We start from the raw sequence: 19,639 nt of genomic DNA, 5'->3' as shown, positions 1-19,639 counted from the left end.
AAAATTTTTGAGTCAGTTTTTCACTTGTATAAAAATACTTTCAGATTTTCTTTCGTATCAAGGGTGGCCAGCAGAACGTTTTTAACCTCAGTTTTATAGGAGCGATCTAAAGCGGAAATAACCCAGCTTTCATCCTTATGTATTTGTTTCAGCTCCTCTGAATTTATTCTGCCCTCCTTAATAATGGTCCTTGGTAATTCAAATGGGTCTGTTTTCATTTGACAGGAAGCAGGGGTAATCGGTTCGTATTTTGGATCTAAAAAGACGGATATTTTACCATCAGCCTCCCAAATCGCTAAGGCTACTTTTTTCAAATCCACCACTTTTTCTTCCCGCAATTCTTCTAATAAGGCATCTATGGTAATTCTCGCTTTCTTTAATCCTTTAAAAATAATTTCTCCGTCCTGGATGAGCGTAATGGGAGCATGGTTAACAAGTCTTCTAAACCAGGGTAATTTTAGATTCAGAAAAATACATCCAAGATATAATACAACCAAGACAACTGTGGTGGTCATAGAACCCTTTAACTCAAGATGGTCGTCAGACAACGGATGGGCAATAATATTTCCAATCACTAACGCGATAACGAAATCAAGCAGTCTTAATTGGGAGATGGCACGCTGACCTAAGACTTTGGCCACTATCAGTAAAAAGAAAAAAACGACAATCGCCCGAAGAATCCATTCGAATATTGTCAGTGTATCCTGAGCTTGAGCAAAATCCATACTAAACACCGCCCTTCGTACCATAAACTCCCACATAGTTTAACACTGATGTCCTTATCATAATCCTTAAATGTGCTCATTTTTTTACAACCAAAAAAGCCCAGTCCTTTCTGTTAAGGAACAGGGCTTTTTTTCTAAAAACCAGAGGGACAAATCTACATAAGGATTACTTATTCTTCTTCAGTATAGGCTTCTACTGTCGTATCTCTACATTCCCAGCATTCAGTCCTATTTCTCTCCATAATTGATAACTCTTTTCCACAAGAAATGCAAATATCCATAGGTCGAGATTCCCCTTTCTAGTGAAAATGTTTTACAAGTATATGAGTACAAATATTCAAATATGCCTTTGTTTTTACATTTTATGTGTGTTATCAGCTTTTGTCCTTGTCTACTTAAATAATATTAGCGTGAAAAAAAGTAATTTAGTTGGAGTAAGTACTAGGGTAAATTTGAATATGATTTGAGTAGTTGGTTTTGAAGGAATATTTTTGGGGAAAGTGGATGGGGAAATGGGAACGTTTAAGGACAGAGAATCGTACAAAGAGGGACCAAAATTACCAGGCGGACTAGAAATTCAATCATGTGGCAACTCCTTTATCAGTTATTTAATAACTACATTATAGTCAAGGTTTGTAAACTGAGGATTTTATGATTGTAAATTTAATGTCAATTTTTTGGGAGGTAAAATTGGCCGAAAATGAAGAGTGGAGCTAATACCAGTTAATGAGGTGCGACTCATTAACCTTCAGTGGATAAAGAGTAAGCTGACGGTCAATGAAAGTGAATTTGATTGCTCTTTAGATGAGCTAGAAAATCATATAGGTCAATGAAGGTTGTTTTCATTGACCGAAAAATGTGAAAAGGGTATTATGGTTATTAAAAAAATTTTTGCTGACTTGATTAGTAGAAATCGAGCTTACTTATCCTTCTTCGCTGCCTTTCGAAGTAATCGGGCATTCTCTAAACCAGCATCACTAAAGGAATTATCGCTGTTTACGCCTTCACCGACTGGTCCGCCGTCCATGCCGATTTTTACAGATGTATCCTTTTGGTCGTTTGTCTTCGCCATCTTTCATCCCTCATTCTTTTTATTCTAGACAAAAAATAGTGTCAACTAAATCATGGATAATATCCTTCTTTCATAATGAAAAAGCTAAATATTGCAGATAATTTAACTATCACGATTTTAAGGAGGCGCAAATGGAAACAAACAATTTTGATCCAAATTTAAATCCAACATCTAAAAAGAACAGAGAAGAGAACCTAGAAATAAGTTCGACTGGTTATGGACTTGAATCGGTTTCAAAAGAAACTGTAGAAGCAAGCAATCAACAAACAAAGGGTACGAACCAATCCTGCGGAGGCTTGTAACCTCTATAAGCAAAACCAAATCCCCCTATCATTAATGGGGGATTTGTGGAGTTTAAGTATGCTTAATTCTCTAGATTTAGTCCATGCTGCAGGACTGTCTCTTTAATTTTTTCTGGAGAAACCTGGGTTTCATTATATTCAATCTTTACTTCGCCGTCCTCAGTATCCACCAAGGCTCTTTCAATGCCATCCATCTGAGATAGGATCGATTCCAATGACTGAATCGGTCGTTCATTTACAGCATCTTTTACATAAATCGTTAAGTTGGCCACAAGCATCTTCCCTCCCTGTTTATTTGTATTCTCCATTTAGAAGATATCCAAAATAACAGGAATTATCCTGAAAAAGATAGAGTAGAAATGTATCAAGGAAAAATAACGTTAATATAGCCGTTTTTGGACAAATATTATTAAAGAATGAGGATGAATTAGCGATCTTTAAATTTTCAAATAAAATCAGCATACGAACCTTTTAGTAAGCTTACTTTACTCTTTTAAATACTTCTCCCGTAAATCGGCAATCCCTTCTTTGCACACTCCATAGGAAAGCCAGGAGCATCCCTTACAAATATAATCCAAATCATCTGGTTCCACTTTTTCAGCCGTTAATTGAACTAAAAAGGACTTATTGTAGATGGCACCTTCGATTAGTCCCAGCTGACGAATAACGTTAAGGTCCATTGTTAGGACATGCTCATTAGAACCAATGCCTGCTTCACAGGTGTTTTTTCCCTTATGTGGGCACGTACAACAAGTATCGTCCAGTGCTGCAACCACTTGGATTGGAAAGTCCGATCGTTCATCCCTGATTTGCTCGACGATTTCGCTCATTTTTTTTACGAAATCGGGACTGTAGCCCATCCCACGAAAGCCATGTACACATAATAAATGGTGACCCCGTAAACTCAAACTCAACGATACCACTCCTTTGTCATCCATTATACCGGTTTTTTCTAAGTTTTTTATCAGATTTTCGTGATGTAAACCTTATTAATTAGTGTTAAAATTATTAGAAATATATTCCAATAGAAACAAGTTCATCACCTTGTACAAGGTAGATTCTCATTTGGAACCAGGTTTATTTTTGGACATTAAAAAAGGAGCGGACTTATGTTCTCAGAAATAAATGCAAAACTTGTTGAGATTCAAGGGGAAATACGGAAGAAAAATAAATATAATCTCCAGATGGAGGATTAAAAGAGAATTATCAACGGTCATAAACATAATTGAAGAGTTACGAGCACAGTTGGAGATTGTTGAGAGGTTGTATAGTATCAAAATAAAGTGAATACTTAGGAGGTAAAATCCATGACTCAGCACTTGAGTACCCTTATCATCATCATCGCAATTTTTATTTTCGGTATCTACAGGCGGGTTCGCCGGAATATTGGCTGGCAGGAGCTTCATCCTCGTAAATTGGTGATCAGGACGTGTATTTTCTTTGTTATTGGGCTGGCCTTTTTATCTGTAGGGCTTACCCATCCGATCAGCTTAATCTCAGATGCTGCCGGGATTCTAGTAGGTATCCTTCTCGGCTATTATGGGGCAGCCTTGACTACCTTTGAGAAAAGGGAAAAGCATTGGTATTACCGTCCAAATATATGGATAGGGAGCACGGTTACTTTCATCTTTTTAGCCAGGCTTATCTATCGTTTTTATCGGATGTATACATCCGGGATACTAACCGATGCAGCACTACAAAAGCAAACAAATGGCTACCAAAATATTAGCGCAGCCGTCGGAAGTTCCTGGACAGCAGGACTATTGCTCATTATGTTTGCTTATTACATTTTCTATTATTTAATTTTATTAAAGAAAAGGAAGCACTTCACTCAATCCGAAAATTAATATTGGTAAAAAATTTGGTTAATCTCATCGACAAACAAAGCGAGAATGACTTATTATCGTTATCGAATAAGCCTCTCTGTTAATTAGAGAGGCTAGACGTGATTATTGCGCAAAAATATTATTCTAAATAATTCTTACACCCTGTTCATCAATAACGACTTTTTCATTTTCACTTAGGTTTGTAAATACTACTGGCGTAATAATTGAGGGTACTTTCTCTTTAATGAATTCAAAGTCAACCTCGAGCAGCTTTTGTCCCTTTTTAACGGTTTGCCCGTCCTTGACAAAAGAAGTGAACCCTTCACCTTTTAAGTTGACTGTTTCAATTCCTACATGAATTAGAATCTCTTTTCCTTTATGATCAAGGAGGCTCACAGCATGCTTTGTTGGAAATACACTTATTACTTTTCCATCGACTGGTGAAACAACTGTTCCATTTGTTGGCTGGATTGCAAAGCCATCTCCCATCATTTTTTGTGAAAAGACAGGGTCTGGAACGGTTTCGATTGGTACTAATTGTCCCTCTAACGGCTGTAAGATAAATGGATCACTTTCAACCGATTTCTTTTTAAATAATCCTTTAAACATTTGAAAAACCACCTTTATGATTTCTTTTATTGTACAAAATAGGACTAAGGAACCGGTTCCAATTTTGGGTAATGAATTTATAGAATTATCTTTTATTTTAATGAACTGCAGAAAAAAATTCAACGATTTTATTCTAAACGACTTTCTTCATGGAAAAAATGATTTTATACTAAAACTAGATTACCAAGGAAGAAAAAATATTAAAATTAACCGATAGAATGAAAAATACAAATTGGTTACATGAAAAATGAGGTTGAAGCTATGAAAACTATTGCAGACATTGCCCGATTATCTGGTGTTGCCAAGAGTACTGTTTCCAGGTATTTAAATGGCGGGTCTGTCGGCGAATTAACAAAGAAAAAGATTGAGCGTGTCATAAAAGAAACGGGTTATATTCCTAATACTTTTGCTCAAAGTTTAAAAGCAAAGAAACCAAATATTATTGGGACAATCGTGCCTCGGCTGGATTCCTATGCTACTTCACAAACTTTAATAGGAATTGACGAGGAGCTTAGGGAACTGAATTACCAAATGTTAATATCAAACACCAGTCAGGATCTAGACCGTGAAATCGAAAATATTTACACCATGGCTAGGCAAAAGGTAGCGGGAATTATTTTGCTTGCAACACAAATTACTGATACACACATTGAAGCATTCCAGCAGCTGCAAATACCAATTTTACTTGTTGGTCAGCAGCATCAAGCTGTGTATAGTCTCATCCATAATGATTTCGAGGCGGGTTATGATATAGGGAAATATGTAATCGCCAAAGGGCACCGGAAAATAGCCTATTTAGGAGTTACGGAACAAGATATTGCTGTCGGCGTCAATAGAAAAAAAGGCTTCACAAAGGCGATTCAAGAGGCGGGAGACTGTGAAGTTAACTATTATGAGACGAGCTTTAAAATGGCGGAGGCAATCAAAAGGGTTCCGGATATAATTGATAAGTTCAATCCTTCTATACTTGTTTGTGCAACAGATAACATAGCCCTTGGTGCTTTAAAAGCAGCTCATTTAAAGGGGATTAATGTACCGGATCACTTATCCATTACAGGCTTCGGAGGATATGAAGTTACAGAGATCATCCATCCTAGCTTAACGACTGTTCAGTTTTTTTATAAAGAGGCCGGACAAGTGGCTGCCCAAAGTATGGTTAAACTAATAAACAGTGAAGAATTAGCCCCAATTATTTTATCAAAATATAAAATAATTGAACGAGAAAGCGTTGACAATTTATTAAGTGGTAAATTATAATGTGTTTGGAATCGGTTCCACAATGAACCGTTTTTCTAACCGGAAAAATAGAACCGGTTCCAAAAATACTGCGTTTTATTTTTTTAGCTCTGTTTGGAACCGGTTCTACAACAAGGTGATTCTAAAAGATACCCAGAAACCATAAAAAAGGAGAATGAATCATGAACCACAAGGAAGTTGCACAAGCGATTTTGGATGCAATTGGCGGTAAAGAAAATGTCTCAGCTGCAGCACATTGTGCTACCCGGCTGCGTTTAGTTTTACATGACGAAGAAAAGGTGGACCAAGCTGCATTAGATGCAATTGATACCGTAAAAGGAACATTTTCTACAGCTGGACAATTCCAAATCATCTTAGGTTCTGGAATTGTTAATGAAGTATATAAACCATTTGTAAACCTTGCAGGGATTAACGAGATGTCAACAAGTCAGGTGAAAAATGCAGGAGCGAAAAAGCAAAATCCTCTTTTACAGTTAGTTAAATTACTTTCTGATATTTTTGTTCCGATTATTCCAGCCATCGTTGCGGGCGGTTTATTAATGGGACTGAATAACTTATTAACGGCTAAAGATTTATTTATGGAAGGGAAATCCTTGATTGATGCGAATCCGGGTATCGCTGACTTAGCTGCGATGATTAATACGTTTGCAAATGCGGCGTTTGTATTCTTGCCAGTATTAATAGGGTTTTCGGCAACCAAAAGATTCGGAGGAAATGCCTATTTAGGTGCAGCCCTTGGGATGATTTTGGTTCATCCAGATCTGTTAAATGCCTATAGCTACGGAGCCGCTTTAGTCGATCACAAAGTACCAGTTTGGCACATACTTGGTTTTGATATTGAAAAGGTAGGCTATCAAGGAACGGTGCTGCCCGTTTTGGCTGCTTCTTTTATTCTAGCAAAAATAGAAATTAGTTTACGTAAAGTCATTCCATCTGCTTTGGATAATCTGTTAACACCACTATTATCGATTTTGGTAACGGGAGTTTTAACGTTTACCCTTGTAGGTCCGTTTATGAGAACAGCTGGTAACCTTTTCACAGACGGCCTTGTTTGGTTATATGATACGACGGGATTTATCGGCGGTGCTCTATTAGGATTGTTCTATGCCCCAATCGTCATAACAGGTATGCATCAAAGCTTTGTTGCGGTTGAAACACAATTAATCTCTGATATTGCAAAAACGGGTGGCTCATTCCTATTCCCAATAGCAGCTATGTCAAACGTTGCTCAAGGTGCAGCAACTCTTGCTGTGTTGCTTGTGACGAAAGATAAAAAGCTGAAGAGTCTTGCTTCTGCTTCCGGTATTTCCGCACTATTAGGAATTACAGAGCCAGCGATGTTCGGTATTAATTTAAAGCTAAAATATCCATTTATAGGAGCAATTATTGGATCTAGTGTTGCATCAGGGTTTATCACTTTCTTTAAAGTGAAAGCTGTTGCATTGGGAGCGGCCGGCCTGCCAGGAATCATTTCAATCAAGCCGGGATCCATTCTTTCTTATGTAATTGGAATGGCTATTTCAATTGTAGTAGCTTTCGCCGTTACTTTTGTGCTAGCTAAGCGTGATTCTAGAAAAAGTACTTCGGCCAATGAGAAACAAGCAGCATAATCAATAACAAAGGGGGGAATCAGGTGATTCTCCTTTCTTGCATAAGGAGTTAGACAAACATGATATGGACAAAAGAGCAGCGATATCGCCGGATAGAAGAAGCAAGCAAAGAAGAAATCTTGAAATTGCAATCAGAAGTTGAGGGATGCCAATGGCGGCAAACTTTTCACATACAGCCAGAAACAGGTTTATTAAATGATCCCAATGGTTTTTCTTATTATAATGGAGAATATCACTTGTTTTATCAATGGTTTCCGCTAGGACCCGTGCACGGACTAAAATATTGGTATCACACTAAATCAAAGGATCTGGTTCATTGGGAAAATGCCGGAATCGGAATTGAACCCTCAAGTAAGTTCGATCGTCATGGGGCTTATTCCGGAAGTGCGATTGAGCATGAGGGGAAACTGCATTTCCTTTATACAGGCAATACTCGTGATGAGAACTGGGTGCGACATCCCTATCAATGCCTAGCCTTTATGGATGTGAATGGAAAAATAAATAAGTTAGAACAACCCGTGATAGATCATGTACCATATGGCTATACAGACCACTTCCGTGACCCTAAAGTTTGGAAAGCAGGAAATGAATACTATGCTGTCATTGGTGCGCAGCGGGAAAATGAAACAGGCTGTGTTGTGCTGTATCGTTCTCTAGATTTGCAGAATTGGAATTTCGAAGGGGAATTGCGAACCAGCCTGTCAAGTTTCGGCTATATGTGGGAATGCCCGGACTATTTTGAATTGCAGGACCAAGGTGTCTTAATTTTTTCTCCTCAAGGGCTGAACCCTAATGGCGATATGTTTCAAAATATTTATCAATCTGGTTATGTTCTTGGCGAACCACTTGATGTAAGAACACGAACCCTGACACATGGCTCCTTTCAGGAACTGGATAGAGGTTTTGATTTTTATGCACCACAAACGATGTTGGAGCCAGATGGCCGTAGGATTTTAGTAGGTTGGATGGGGCTTCCGGAAATGGACTACCCGACAGACAAAAATGGCTGGGCTCATTGTTTGACGCTGCCTAGAGAATTATCGATCCGTGGAAGCAAGCTCATTCAGCAGCCAGTTAAAGAGCTTCAGGGGCTTCGTAAACAGCAGCATAAAATAAAAGATGTCCTCTTTGATGAGAAGAAGGTTTACGAGCATTTTAATGGGACTTCTTTTGAGATGATCTGTGAATTTGAGAACTTTGATGCAGAGGTATTCGGTGTTGAATTCAGAGCGGGTACAAAGGAAAAAACAATTCTTAAATATGATGCGCTCCAGAAAAAGGTCATATTAGACCGTACTTTCTCAGGAGAACCAGTTGGAGAACAGTATGGAACTGAGAGGAAATGCTCTGTGGATGGATCTAAAATAAAGCTTCATCTTTTTGCGGATATCTCTTCTGTTGAGATTTTTATAAATGATGGTGAAGAGGTATTTACCAGCAGGATTTTCCCGGGTGCGGATAGCAAGGAGGTACGTTTTTTTGCAGAAGGCGGAAGGGCATTATTTCAAGCAAGCAAATGGGACATTTAGTAGGAGCATGAGGTGTAGATGATGAGAACTATGTATTCAATTGGTGAGGTACTGATCGATTTTATTCCCCTTCAAAAGGGAAAAGCGCTAAAAGATGTGGTAGAGTTTGAGCGGGCTCCTGGTGGCGCACCGGCAAATGTCGCAGCCGCAGTAGCGAAATACGGAGGAAGGGCATCGATGATTACCAAATTAGGTAATGATGCGTTTGGTGATTTTCTTTTAGAGCAGCTTCAGCAGGCAGGGGTGATGACGGATAATATATCAAGAACAAGTGAGGCGAATACAGGGCTTGCCTTCGTATCATTACGAGCTGATGGAGAGAGGGACTTTTCTTTTTATCGCAAACCTTCTGCGGACCTGTTGCTGCATGAAAGTGAAATAGAGGAGAATTGGTTTGAAGAGGGTGATATTCTCCATTTCTGTTCAGTAGATTTAGTGGAAAGTCCGATGAAGCAGGCCCATGTAAAGGCAATTCGTTTAGCAAAGGATAAGGGCAGTATAATCAGTTTTGACCCCAATGTCCGTCTGCCTCTATGGGAACATCCTGAAGCTTGCAGAAATACAATTTTAGAATTTATTCCAAATGCACACCTTGTGAAAATATCAGATGAAGAGCTAGAATTCATTACTGGAATTGATGAGGTAGATCGAGCGATTCAATCGTTATTTGTTGGGGATGTTAAAGCCGTTATTTTCACCAAAGGTTCCCAAGGTGCAGAACTATATGTAAAAGGCCAACAATTTCAATCAAGCGGGTTTGCAGTTGATGTGCAGGATACCACTGGAGCTGGAGATGCTTTCATTGGCGGTTTTTTATACAAGCTTTTAGAAACAAACGTTAGACAACAAAATCTTGAAGAAGTTCTTCATAAATACCATCAAGAAATCCTTACGTACGCCAATGCAAGTGGAGCTCTTACCACCACAGGAAAAGGGGCGATTTCCTCCCTTCCAACAAAGGAGGAAATCATTCAATTACTGCAAAATTAGGATTTAGTAAAACGTAATATATTAGTTAAAAGTATAGAAATTGATTGACATTATTTCCATAGATTGATAAGGTTGTAAAAAAATATTCTTATCCAGAGAGGTGGAGGGACTGGCCCGATGAAACCTCAGCAACAGGTCTACAAAGATACTGTGCTAATTCCTGCGGGTGAAGACCCTGATAGATGAGAGCTTCCGTTTTTATTTGTCAGCAGCGCACTCTTTTCGAGTGCGTTTTTTGCTTTTTCTGGATAGTAGCATAAGGAGTGTAGGAATGGAGAATAAAAACAAGCAAGTATTTCAAAGAAAAATGCAGACACGTCATTTAGTGATGCTGTCGCTTGGAGGGGTGATTGGTACTGGACTATTTTTAAGTACGGGTTACACCATTCAACAAGCGGGTCCGTTTGGTACCATACTTTCCTATCTGATTGGAGCCCTGGTAGTTTACCTTGTAATGTTATGTCTAGGGGAGCTCTCCGTACATATGCCAGAAACGGGAGCCTTCCATAGCTATGCAGCTAAATATATCGGGCCCGGGACGGGATATACAGTTGCCTGGTTGTATTGGCTGACTTGGACGGTTGCTTTAGGTTCTGAATTCACAGCTGCAGGATTACTGATGCAGAGGTGGTTTCCATTCATCGGTGTTTGGGTCTGGAGTGCTTTCTTTGCCATTTTGATTTTTGTATTAAATGTACTGACCGTCAAGTTTTTCGCTGAATCTGAATTTTGGTTTTCTTCGATCAAGGTAATTGCTATTATCCTATTTATTGTTTTAGGTGCTGCCGCTTTGGCAGGCATTCTTCCGATGACTCATTCGAATTCAGAACCCTTCTTTTCTAATTTTACAAGCGCAGGTTTATTTCCCCATGGTGCTACAGGCATTTTAATGACCATGCTTGCGGTTAATTTTGCTTTCTCAGGAACGGAATTAATTGGTATTGCAGCAGGGGAAACAGAAAACCCAGAAAAAACAATACCGAAGGCCATTCGTACCACCTTGTGGAGATTAATTATCTTTTTTGTGGGAACAATTGTTATTTTATCAGCGTTATTGCCTATGTCTGACGCAGGAGTATTAGAGAGTCCATTTGTAGCAGTATTAGAAAGAATTGGAGTACCATATGCTGCAGACATTATGAACTTTGTTATCCTTACGGCCATTCTATCAGCAGCTAACTCAGGGCTCTATGCCTCTTCGAGAATGCTTTGGTCACTTGCGGATAAGAAGACAATCTCACCGATCTTTGGAAAAATGACAACAAAAGGGGTCCCAATCAATGCGGTCATCTTTAGCATGGTGGGAGGGGCTTTGGCACTACTCTCCAGTATTGTTGCACCAGATACGGTTTATATCGTACTTGTGTCCATTTCGGGCCTGGCAGTGGTGGTCGTTTGGATGAGTATTAGCTTGTCACAGTTCTTATTTCGGAGACAATATTTGAAGGAAGGAAAATCTGAAAAGGACCTAGTGTATCGAACACCACTTTACCCATTCGTACCAATTGTATCTTTTATCCTTTGTTTGGCATCATGTATTGGAATTGCCTTTGATCCAACACAACGAATTGCCCTGTATTGCGGCATCCCATTTATTTTGCTTTGCTACGGAAGTTATTATTTAACACAAAATTTAAAGAAAAGGGGCGTAGAGTATGTCCAGCAAAATCGATCCAATTGAGTCCATTTTATCTCAACATTCTATTATGATTCTTGATGGAGCATTAGCTACAGAACTGGAGGCACATGGCTGTAATTTAGACGATCCCCTTTGGTCTGCACGAGTATTACTTGAAAACCCGGAATTGATTTATCGAGTTCATGCTGATTATTTTCGAGCAGGGGCGGACTGTGCTATTACGGCAAGCTATCAAGCTACGATTGATGGATTTGCCGCACGTGGAATAAAAGAAGCGGAGGCTATAGAGTTAATTAAGAAAACAGTGCAGCTGGCAAAAAGGGCACGAGATGATTTTTGGAAGGAAAATAGAGAAACCAATCGGCCGAAACCGTTGGTGGCAGGATCAGTTGGACCTTATGGGGCGTACCTTGCAGATGGTTCTGAATATGTAGGGAATTATGGTGTAACCGATGAAACGTTAGCTGAATTCCATCGGCCAAGAATTTCTGCTTTAGTTGAGGCAGGTGCCGACCTGTTAGCATTTGAAACAATCCCGTCCTTGCAGGAGGCAAGAGTACTAGATTCATTGTTGCGAGAATTTCCAGACACCTATGCGTGGTTATCCTTTTCTTTAAAAAATGAAGAAGTGATTAGTGAGGGTACTATGCTGGCGGACTGTGCCAGGTTGTTTGAAAACAGCGAACAAATTGTTGCGATTGGACTCAATTGTGCACCAATTAATGTTGTTACTGGTGCCATTCAGGAGCTGAGCGCAAACACCAATAAGCCGATTCTTGTTTATCCAAACTCGGGTGAAACCTATAATGCAGAAACAAAAACATGGCATGGCCATGAACAATGTAATGCGTTTGATAGTCAATCTGAGGAATGGTATAAAGCAGGAGCACGGTTAATAGGAGGATGCTGCAGAACCACTCCTCAACACATTGAGGAGATTTCAAAAAAATGGCGGTCTTCTGAGGTTTTGCTCCACGATTAAAAATAAAACTATTGATATTTAGAATGAAATTAATAAACAGACCGATGGTGGATATTACCGTTGGTCTGTTTTTTTATCCGTTTTATGTTTTAACGAATACTAAAGACAAAAAAGAAAAAATTTTATAAAAGCTTGCTTTTTTTAATTACAAAATCTATGAAAATGCTTACTTGGTATTATGATGGAATTATAAATTTAAAGTGTAAACGGCAACTCTACCAAGTGTTTACATAAATTTTTAAATAGGGGAGAGATAGGAATATGTCAGTCTTAAGGGAAGAAGCATTAAAGATGCATAAGGAACATCAAGGAAAACTTGCAGTAACTTCTAAGGTTCCAGTAAATAATGCTAAGGATTTAAGTTTAGCTTATTCTCCTGGTGTGGCAGAACCTTGTCTGGATATTCATGAGGACGAAAGTAAGGTATATGATTACACAATGAAGGGGAATCTAGTTGCAGTTGTATCAAATGGAACGGCTGTACTTGGTCTTGGAAATATCGGTCCAAAAGCTGCAATGCCGGTAATGGAAGGAAAGGCCGTGTTATTTAAGTCATTTGCCAATGTGGATGCGTTCCCTATTTGTCTAGATACCACTGACACAAAAGAAATTGTGAGTACGGTCAAATTATTAGAACCTACCTTTGGAGGAATAAACTTAGAAGATATTGCTGCACCCCAATGCTTTGAAATTGAAGATCAGCTGCGAAAAGCTTGTGATATCCCTGTTTTTCATGATGATCAGCATGGTACAGCCATTGTAACAGCTGCTGGATTAATTAATGCTCTTATACTGGCAAACAAAAAGCTAGAAGATATTCGTGTTGTAGTAAACGGTGCTGGGGCAGCAGGAGTGGCGATTGTAAAACTCTTGCTTCATATGGGGGTAAAGGATGTTATTCTTTGTGATACCAAAGGAGTCATCTATAAGGGGCGCCCTTTTGGAATGAATAAATTCAAAGAGGAAATGGCTGAGGTTACAAACAAAGAACAAAAAGAAGGAATGTTGGCGGATGCTCTTGTTGGTGCTGACGTATTCGTTGGTGTTTCAGCAGCAGGTGCCGTAACAAAAGAAATGGTTCGTACAATGCAACGTGACCCGATTATTTTTGCCATGGCCAACCCTGTACCGGAGATTATGCCGGAAGAAGCAAAACAAGCGGGAGCATTGGTTGTAGGTACAGGACGTTCGGACTATTCGAATCAGGTCAATAATGTTTTGGCGTTTCCGGGAATTTTCCGCGGAGCATTAGATGTTCAGGCAAGAGAAATCAATGAGGAAATGAAGATTGCTGCAGTTCATGCCATTGCTGGTTTAATTTCAGAGGTAGAACTTCATGCAGACTATGTCATACCTAATCCATTTGATCAGAGAGTAGCTGTACATGTTGCAGCAGCAGTTGCTTCAGCTGCAATGGAAACGGGTGTTTCCCGAAAGAATATCAGTGTAGAACAAATTAAAGCAAGCCTATCAATAGCAAACGAAGAAACAAAACTTGCACTAGTCTAAACGAATCAAAAGAAGAAAATCCCTTTTAAACGGGATTTTCTTTTTTATTAAACGTCGTCATAGTGATTTTTACATGGAGGAAGAAGATGAAAAAAGGAAGATGGAGTTTACAGTCAATTATTACTATTTTTGTCTGTGTTGTAGTAACTGTTTCACTCCTTATAACGGACCTACTTATCAGTAATAGGGTTGCAGAAGGTACGAAAGAAAGTCAGATTGAAAAGGCCAAAAATGTTGCTTTAATGATCTCACATAGTCCGCTTGTTATTGATGCAATGAGTGGAAAACGGGATGAAAAGGATATTCAGCAGTTTGCAAATGAAATAAGAGTGGCCACAAATGTAGAGTTTGTTGTTGTGATGGATATGAGGGGGATAAGGAAATCCCACCCCGATGTCAACAAGGTAGGAAAACGATTTATGGGTGGTGATGAAGGTCCTGTACTAAAAGGAAAGGAGCATGTTTCTTTTGCAAGAGGAACCCTGGGCCCATCCTTGCGCTACTTTACTCCCATCTTTGAAAAAGGAGGAAAACAAGTAGGGGCAGTAGCTGTCGGAATTTCTCTCAATAGTGTAGAAAAGGCAGTCAATAAGAGCAGAACAGGTATTTACATTGGAACATTGGTCGGGATAGTAATAGGGGTAATTGGAGCAGTCTTGCTAGCTAGATATATAAAAAGAATTTTGTTAGGGCTCGAGCCTTTTGCCATCGCAAGGTTATTAGAGGAGCGAAGTGCTATGCTGCAATCTGTGCGTGAAGGAATAGTGGCGGTTGATCAAGAATCAAGGATTACACTTGTCAATCGAGCTGCTTTAAAGCTATTTCAAAAAGCAGGATTGAGCCAAGAGCCTATTGGGAGAGATGTAGAGGAATACTTGCCCGCAACTCGCTTAAGCAAAGTTCTCAAAACCGGCAGAGCAGAACTGGATGAAGAACAAAATTTAAACGGATTATCGATATTAGTCAATCGGGTCCCAGTGGTTGTGGGAAATAATACAGTAGGAGCTATTGCTACCTTTCGTGATAAGACGGAAATGCAAATCCTAGCGGAACAACTAACAGGAGTACGTATATACGCAGACGCGCTTCGTGCGCAGACGCATGAGTTTATGAATAAACTCCATGTCATCCTTGGAATGGTGCGTATGGGCTATTATGACAAATTAGCTGAGTATATAAACGATATTGTAAAACACCGAAAAACAGAAATAGGGTTCATTACAAAAAAGATTCAAGACCCTGTGTTAGCTGGTTTTCTTATTGGAAAGTTAAGCTATGCTAGGGAATCCGGGGTAGAATTATCCGTTTCCTGTAATCATCCTCTGCCACCACCTGATGATTCCCATCTTACACACGAGCTGATTACAACACTAGGTAATTTAATTGATAATGCGGTCGAGGCTGTGGCTGATTGCTCTATCAAAAAGATTGACGTAGAATTCGATTATGGAGATGACATTTTAACAATAGAGGTAAAAGATACTGGAATTGGAATGAGTGAAGCTATGCAAAATAAAATTGTTCAAAAGGGATTCTCAACTAAAGGGGAAAACAGAGGTTTAGGTCTGTATCTCGTCTCACAAGCCATAGAAAAATGGGAAGGAGAATTGATTATTGCATCTAAGCCTAAAAAAGGCACGATATTTTCCCTCTATATACCCTATAAGGCAGAGGGGGAGATCGGATGATTCGGGTGATGATTGTAGAAGATGATCCAATGGTAGCAGAGTTCAATAAAAGCTATCTTGCTAAAGTTAACGGTTTTCAGTTAACAGCAATGGCAAGATCAGTAGAAGATGCTATAAGAATTATCGAAAATCAAGATTTCGATCTTATACTATTGGATATTTTTATGCCTGGAAAACAGGGACTCGAGCTTCTAATTTTTCTGCGCGAAAAGGAGAAAGAAACGGATGTAATTATCATTTCAGCTGCGTCAGATATGGATAGAATACAAAAAGCATTAAGATACGGAGCTGTCGATTATTTAATCAAACCATTTGAATTCGAACGTTTTCAACTAGCATTAACAGCCTATTTGGAAAAAAGGGAATTTATTAAAAATCAACCTGTCACCAGTCAGGATGAACTTGATTATCAGCTATTACGCCGGGAAGAAAAAACAATTTTAGAAGAGCTGCCCAAAGGGTTAACAAAGGATACATTGAAACAAATTTGGGACGCTATTCAGGAGATGAAAGACGGTCCGTTCTCAACAGAGGATGTTGTGAAAATAGTTGGAATTTCAAGAGTATCCGTCCGAAAGTATTTAAACTTTTTAAAAGGTATTGGGATTCTTGAGGTAAAGGTCATTTATGGAACAGTCGGAAGACCTGTTTACCAGCATCATTTTAATAAATATAAGGAACATCTGATTAAAAATTTTTTGTAATAGGTATAAATTAAGACAAAAAGGGACACCTCCTCAATGTTGGGGCTGTCCCTTAAAGATTTTTATAGGATTATATGTCCTGATACTTTACCTTTAACTTGATTTATGGTGAACAGAATCGAAGCGGAAAGTATATATTCAAATCATAGGCGAGTAAAGGACATTTATTTGTTAATCTAACTAATTACTAAAATATTTGTTTGCAATTTTTTCAGCTGTACGTGTGGCAAGAGCTTGGGTGGTAAGAGTTGGATTAGGCCCGCCCAGGCTATTGTAAAGTACGCTGTTATCTGCAATAAATAACCTTTTTACCTGATGTGCCTCGCAATTTGTGTCCGTGACATAACCAATTCGCATGGTACTGTGAATATGAATAAACACACCTGGCGGCATGTTTGTACGAATGATCTGTTTTGCACCAGCCTTTATTAAAATATCTGCCCCAATTCTAGTTAAGTATTCTCTTTTAGGAATGTCGTTTTTACTAGGGTTATAATTAAGGATAGGAACATGACCATGCTCATCCATTCGAACGGGATCTAACGAGATTCCATTCCTTTGATTTACCTCATCATCAATAATTACGGCAATACTTAAAGTCCTTGGATAATCGGACATGACTTTTTTTAGCATCGAACCTGTTATTACTCCTTCTAATTCCTTTGAGGAAGGAGTGTTGAAGAGGGCATAACCCGATTGGCTGGATCCATATAATAAAGTAGAGTAAGCACCGGGACTGGTTCCAAAAGCTAATAGCATCCCAAGCCCAGGGTAGTCAAATCTTGCCCCAGAGGTTTGTCCTATGTACGGTAATCCTTCTGAAATTCCCAAGATGTTGGTTAAGACCCTCTCATCAAATATACCTGTAATACAATCAAACCAATGGTTCGTTAAGCCCTTTCCAACCCAAGGGTTATCTGGTAGTTTCGAATTCAGCCAAAGTCGAGGTGTTTCAATCACACCAGCTGACATAACGATAACCTTTGCTCTTAATTCAGTTGTTTCAGCTGTCCATGTGTTTCTAACCTGTACTCCGATCGCTGAAAGTCCTCTAGTGGAATCATCATCAGTTAAAATCTTGGTCACAAACGTGTTTGGTTGAATTTCGACATTTCCTGTCTTTAGAGCCAATGGTATGTAACTAACTAATGTTGACCGTTTCGCAACAGTTTCAACGGAAGGCCCCATTTTACAACCATTTATACAATGCCCTCTGAGTGTACATCCTAAATGTGGCTCATTAAAATCAAATCCAGGATTATTGATCTGCGGGTCAGGCTGAAGAATGGCATTTGGCTGCGGACGGTATCCTGGAGTTGTAACATTATTGGTTTTTAATAGCGGCCACCCTGCTTTTTTCGCTCCATAAAAAAATAACTCCTCTTTTGCTGTCATAGGTGCTGGTTTCACAGGAAGAGTAGCTTCGACTTTTTCATAGTAGGGAATCAATTCACGATAGGAAATAGGCCATACGTGATCGACTGCAATCGGATAAGCCCGTGGTGAGTTTGCAAGGTATTGTAGGGTTGTTCCTCCTATCCCAGAATTCTGCCAGATAAATCCCTTTTGCTGTAATCCCCGAAACCACGGCTTTTGATGCCTATCAGCAGGTCCCCAACGTAATTTTCCGGATACCAAATCATTCATGTCTTCTTCATAATCGGTAAAACATTTGTCCAAAATGTTTTTACTCAAATCGGCTACGCTCGAGCTGGTTAGGGCTCCAGGATGCTTGTTAGGTTCGGGCCATTTTTGATTGCCGTACCAGGGCCCAGCTTCCAATAGTAAGACAGATATTCCCTTTTCACCAAGTTCTTTGGCGATAACCGCGCCGCCGCCGCCTGCTCCAATAACAATTACATCAGCATCAAGATACATGCTTAGGTTCCCCCTATTCTATAAACCTATCGACTAGGTATCCCCGAAATGCATGATACCCTTTTGAAGGGCCGGGATATTTGACTTGTATCCAACTTATGGGGAATATCTCCAAATTCCGATTGTTAGGTTGGTTCAAACGTGTTGTCCCATATCCAGACCATTCCGAATAGAAACTAAACATAGCAAGCCTGTTTATAACATCAATGACAGGCAGTACAAAACGAGGATTCTGGTTAAAAGGATATGGTAAGAATGCAGGATCAATCGTAAGTTGTTCTAAAAGAGTTACGGAGCGTAAACGGTCTTCTGGTGTTAGGGCTGAGAAAATTATGTTATTAGGAATTTTATAAAAGGTAAGGGTCTGGATATTCCCGCTGTTTAATGCTAATTGATGGGCCGCTAATTCAAGCAGTTCAGCTGTTTGTCTTGATAATGAGTAGTTTGTAATTTTTAGGAGGGAAATCGAATGGTCTAGTGTCCAGATGATGTATTCATGAATGAGTAATTCAGATGCACCAAAGTATTGTACGTTAAAAAGTTTTTGAACAAGCGGTGGAGTAGTCGAGATCATTGCCTCTACAAAAGCTTCGAATACGGTCTTAGTAAATGGATCAGTGCCCATATACCCCACCTCTTTAACTTGGTTAGTAAAATACACTTTTATATTTATATGTGTGCTTAATGAAGAAAATATCTAATCCTTTTATATGTATTTGGAGCTCGGCTCCCTCTAATAAAAGCATAATGGATTGAGGGATCATTCTTACCTTATTAATCTTACTGATAAAATACTTTAGCCTGAAGTATTTCAAGGGCACGTTCAATATCCTCTAAATCCTCATTCGAAGCATTTTGGATTCGGGTTAAAAAACGAGATTCAATCGATGCGAAGGCTTCGTTCATCATATTTTTTCCATTATTAGAAAGACGAATAAATTGTTTTCGCCTATCTTCGGTATCAGTGACCTTTTCAATTAATCCTTTTTCCATTAATTTTCTAAGCTCACGACTTGTGTTTGGCATAGACATATTCTGACACTCGCTAACTTCACTTGGTGTCACGGGTTGACTAACGGCAATATATTCAAGAATATTATATTGAACTTGCGAGATTAAATCTGACTTTACATCTTTAGTTAATTCAGTTGTTACACGATGAACAGAAGCTGTGAACGACACAAGTTTATAAAAAAGAGCATTTTTGTCCATTTTTCTCACCTCTTAAGAACAAAATAACAAAATTGTTATCAAAATACAATTATCATTTGATAAATAAATGTAGGGGTGCTACAATTTAGTTATCAAATGATAAGTAA

General features: G+C 39.0%; 20 protein-coding genes and 1 riboswitch. Of the genes, 12 read left to right on the top strand and 8 right to left on the bottom strand.

The window, feature by feature from the left end:
• Positions 1 to 20 precede the first annotated feature (20 nt).
• Complete coding sequence (locus AAHB15_RS07600; protein WP_335574869.1) at positions 21 to 725, bottom strand: DUF421 domain-containing protein; 705 nt, start codon at positions 723 to 725, stop codon at positions 21 to 23.
• Positions 726 to 1,216: 491 nt separating this feature from the next.
• On the opposite strand from AAHB15_RS07600, the gene AAHB15_RS07595 reads away from it, so the two are divergent.
• Positions 1,217 to 1,351, top strand: a complete 135-nt coding sequence (locus tag AAHB15_RS07595) for a hypothetical protein (RefSeq protein ID WP_342042109.1) — start codon at positions 1,217 to 1,219, stop codon at positions 1,349 to 1,351.
• Positions 1,352 to 1,644: 293 nt separating this feature from the next.
• Here the strand turns inward: AAHB15_RS07595 and AAHB15_RS07590 are convergent, their stop codons facing one another.
• Positions 1,645 to 1,797, bottom strand: coding sequence for a hypothetical protein (locus AAHB15_RS07590; protein WP_186446420.1), 153 nt, complete (start codon positions 1,795 to 1,797; stop codon positions 1,645 to 1,647).
• Positions 1,798 to 1,928: 131 nt separating this feature from the next.
• Here AAHB15_RS07590 and AAHB15_RS07585 point away from each other — a divergent pair, with 131 nt between their 5' ends.
• Positions 1,929 to 2,099, top strand: a complete 171-nt coding sequence (locus AAHB15_RS07585) for a hypothetical protein (protein WP_186446419.1) — start codon at positions 1,929 to 1,931, stop codon at positions 2,097 to 2,099.
• A gap of 62 nt (positions 2,100 to 2,161) precedes the next feature.
• Here AAHB15_RS07585 and AAHB15_RS07580 read toward each other — a convergent pair whose 3' ends face one another.
• Together AAHB15_RS07580 and AAHB15_RS07575 are read right to left on the bottom strand one after the other, a co-directional pair.
• The gene (locus AAHB15_RS07580; protein WP_335574870.1) at positions 2,162 to 2,407 is read right to left on the bottom strand and encodes a heavy-metal-associated domain-containing protein; all 246 of its coding nucleotides are present in this window, start codon (positions 2,405 to 2,407) and stop codon (positions 2,162 to 2,164) included.
• Between the two features lie 177 nt (positions 2,408 to 2,584).
• Complete coding sequence (locus AAHB15_RS07575) at positions 2,585 to 2,959, bottom strand: DUF1284 domain-containing protein (RefSeq protein ID WP_335574890.1); 375 nt, start codon at positions 2,957 to 2,959, stop codon at positions 2,585 to 2,587.
• 447 nt (positions 2,960 to 3,406) lie between these two features.
• Here AAHB15_RS07575 and AAHB15_RS07570 point away from each other — a divergent pair, with 447 nt between their 5' ends.
• A complete protein-coding gene (locus AAHB15_RS07570) occupies positions 3,407 to 3,946 on the top strand; it encodes a hypothetical protein (RefSeq protein WP_335574871.1) in 540 nt (179 codons plus the stop codon).
• 123 nt (positions 3,947 to 4,069) lie between these two features.
• Here the strand turns inward: AAHB15_RS07570 and AAHB15_RS07565 are convergent, their stop codons facing one another.
• Entirely contained in the window at positions 4,070 to 4,534 is a 465-nt protein-coding gene (locus tag AAHB15_RS07565) for a PTS sugar transporter subunit IIA (protein ID WP_335574872.1), read from the bottom strand.
• Positions 4,535 to 4,795: 261 nt separating this feature from the next.
• On the opposite strand from AAHB15_RS07565, the gene AAHB15_RS07560 reads away from it, so the two are divergent.
• From AAHB15_RS07560 to AAHB15_RS07520, 9 genes are all read left to right on the top strand, one after another.
• On the top strand, positions 4,796 to 5,791 hold the full coding sequence (locus AAHB15_RS07560) for a LacI family DNA-binding transcriptional regulator (RefSeq protein ID WP_335574873.1): 996 nt from the start codon (positions 4,796 to 4,798) through the stop codon (positions 5,789 to 5,791).
• 161 nt (positions 5,792 to 5,952) lie between these two features.
• Entirely contained in the window at positions 5,953 to 7,401 is a 1,449-nt protein-coding gene (locus AAHB15_RS07555; RefSeq protein WP_335574874.1) for a sucrose-specific PTS transporter subunit IIBC, read from the top strand.
• A gap of 59 nt (positions 7,402 to 7,460) precedes the next feature.
• The gene (locus AAHB15_RS07550) at positions 7,461 to 8,930 is read left to right on the top strand and encodes a glycoside hydrolase family 32 protein (protein ID WP_335574875.1); all 1,470 of its coding nucleotides are present in this window, start codon (positions 7,461 to 7,463) and stop codon (positions 8,928 to 8,930) included.
• Between the two features lie 21 nt (positions 8,931 to 8,951).
• Positions 8,952 to 9,920, top strand: a complete 969-nt coding sequence (locus tag AAHB15_RS07545; protein ID WP_144563854.1) for a carbohydrate kinase family protein — start codon at positions 8,952 to 8,954, stop codon at positions 9,918 to 9,920.
• An 85-nt stretch (positions 9,921 to 10,005) separates the two neighbouring features.
• Positions 10,006 to 10,109: riboswitch (SAM riboswitch) on the top strand.
• A gap of 82 nt (positions 10,110 to 10,191) precedes the next feature.
• Positions 10,192 to 11,601, top strand: a complete 1,410-nt coding sequence (gene mmuP, locus AAHB15_RS07540) for an S-methylmethionine permease (protein ID WP_335574876.1) — start codon at positions 10,192 to 10,194, stop codon at positions 11,599 to 11,601.
• Positions 11,576 to 12,541: a homocysteine S-methyltransferase gene (gene mmuM, locus AAHB15_RS07535; protein ID WP_342042108.1), complete on the top strand. Its 966-nt coding sequence runs from the start codon at positions 11,576 to 11,578 to the stop codon at positions 12,539 to 12,541. Before mmuP ends, mmuM begins: the two co-directional genes overlap by 26 nt.
• Before the next feature lie 261 nt (positions 12,542 to 12,802).
• Positions 12,803 to 14,050, top strand: coding sequence for an NAD(P)-dependent malic enzyme (locus tag AAHB15_RS07530; RefSeq protein WP_335574878.1), 1,248 nt, complete (start codon positions 12,803 to 12,805; stop codon positions 14,048 to 14,050).
• Positions 14,051 to 14,136: 86 nt separating this feature from the next.
• On the top strand, positions 14,137 to 15,738 hold the full coding sequence (dcuS, locus tag AAHB15_RS07525; RefSeq protein ID WP_335574879.1) for a DcuS/MalK family sensor histidine kinase: 1,602 nt from the start codon (positions 14,137 to 14,139) through the stop codon (positions 15,736 to 15,738).
• Positions 15,735 to 16,442 (top strand): response regulator, encoded by a 708-nt coding sequence (locus AAHB15_RS07520; RefSeq protein WP_098532194.1) that lies wholly within the window; start codon positions 15,735 to 15,737, stop codon positions 16,440 to 16,442. Before dcuS ends, AAHB15_RS07520 begins: the two co-directional genes overlap by 4 nt.
• 180 nt (positions 16,443 to 16,622) lie before the next feature.
• Here the strand turns inward: AAHB15_RS07520 and AAHB15_RS07515 are convergent, their stop codons facing one another.
• The 3 genes from AAHB15_RS07515 to AAHB15_RS07505 all read right to left on the bottom strand — a co-directional run bounded on the left by AAHB15_RS07515 (position 16,623) and on the right by AAHB15_RS07505 (position 19,532).
• Entirely contained in the window at positions 16,623 to 18,320 is a 1,698-nt protein-coding gene (locus AAHB15_RS07515) for a GMC family oxidoreductase N-terminal domain-containing protein (RefSeq protein ID WP_342042107.1), read from the bottom strand.
• Positions 18,321 to 18,333: 13 nt separating this feature from the next.
• Positions 18,334 to 18,945: a hypothetical protein gene (locus tag AAHB15_RS07510; RefSeq protein ID WP_342042106.1), complete on the bottom strand. Its 612-nt coding sequence runs from the start codon at positions 18,943 to 18,945 to the stop codon at positions 18,334 to 18,336.
• 155 nt (positions 18,946 to 19,100) lie between these two features.
• Positions 19,101 to 19,532 carry a MarR family winged helix-turn-helix transcriptional regulator gene (locus AAHB15_RS07505; protein ID WP_335574882.1) on the bottom strand — a complete coding sequence of 144 codons (432 nt, stop codon included), beginning with the start codon at positions 19,530 to 19,532 and terminating at the stop codon, positions 19,101 to 19,103.
• Positions 19,533 to 19,639: the final 107 nt, after the last annotated feature.

Source organism: Bacillus sp. OTU2372 (genome assembly GCF_038440275.1).
Lineage (GTDB): Bacteria > Bacillota > Bacilli > Bacillales > Cytobacillaceae > Neobacillus > Neobacillus bataviensis_B.
This window is presented reverse-complemented; position numbering and strand designations above follow the sequence as displayed.

Coding starts and splice junctions, on each gene's coding strand:
- AAHB15_RS07545 (WP_144563854.1), top strand. CDS start 8,952: ATGAGAACTATGTATTCAATTGGTGAGGTACTGATCGATTTTATTCCC.
- AAHB15_RS07560 (WP_335574873.1), top strand. CDS start 4,796: ATGAAAACTATTGCAGACATTGCCCGATTATCTGGTGTTGCCAAGAGT.
- AAHB15_RS07585 (WP_186446419.1), top strand. CDS start 1,929: ATGGAAACAAACAATTTTGATCCAAATTTAAATCCAACATCTAAAAAG.
- AAHB15_RS07570 (WP_335574871.1), top strand. CDS start 3,407: ATGACTCAGCACTTGAGTACCCTTATCATCATCATCGCAATTTTTATT.
- mmuM (WP_342042108.1), top strand. CDS start 11,576: ATGTCCAGCAAAATCGATCCAATTGAGTCCATTTTATCTCAACATTCT.
- AAHB15_RS07515 (WP_342042107.1), bottom strand. CDS start 18,320: ATGTATCTTGATGCTGATGTAATTGTTATTGGAGCAGGCGGCGGCGGC.
- AAHB15_RS07550 (WP_335574875.1), top strand. CDS start 7,461: ATGATATGGACAAAAGAGCAGCGATATCGCCGGATAGAAGAAGCAAGC.
- AAHB15_RS07580 (WP_335574870.1), bottom strand. CDS start 2,407: ATGGAGAATACAAATAAACAGGGAGGGAAGATGCTTGTGGCCAACTTA.
- AAHB15_RS07530 (WP_335574878.1), top strand. CDS start 12,803: ATGTCAGTCTTAAGGGAAGAAGCATTAAAGATGCATAAGGAACATCAA.
- AAHB15_RS07505 (WP_335574882.1), bottom strand. CDS start 19,532: ATGGACAAAAATGCTCTTTTTTATAAACTTGTGTCGTTCACAGCTTCT.
- AAHB15_RS07600 (WP_335574869.1), bottom strand. CDS start 725: ATGGATTTTGCTCAAGCTCAGGATACACTGACAATATTCGAATGGATT.
- AAHB15_RS07555 (WP_335574874.1), top strand. CDS start 5,953: ATGAACCACAAGGAAGTTGCACAAGCGATTTTGGATGCAATTGGCGGT.
- AAHB15_RS07510 (WP_342042106.1), bottom strand. CDS start 18,945: ATGGGCACTGATCCATTTACTAAGACCGTATTCGAAGCTTTTGTAGAG.
- mmuP (WP_335574876.1), top strand. CDS start 10,192: ATGGAGAATAAAAACAAGCAAGTATTTCAAAGAAAAATGCAGACACGT.
- AAHB15_RS07575 (WP_335574890.1), bottom strand. CDS start 2,959: ATGGGCTACAGTCCCGATTTCGTAAAAAAAATGAGCGAAATCGTCGAG.
- AAHB15_RS07590 (WP_186446420.1), bottom strand. CDS start 1,797: ATGGCGAAGACAAACGACCAAAAGGATACATCTGTAAAAATCGGCATG.
- AAHB15_RS07520 (WP_098532194.1), top strand. CDS start 15,735: ATGATTCGGGTGATGATTGTAGAAGATGATCCAATGGTAGCAGAGTTC.
- AAHB15_RS07565 (WP_335574872.1), bottom strand. CDS start 4,534: ATGTTTAAAGGATTATTTAAAAAGAAATCGGTTGAAAGTGATCCATTT.
- dcuS (WP_335574879.1), top strand. CDS start 14,137: ATGAAAAAAGGAAGATGGAGTTTACAGTCAATTATTACTATTTTTGTC.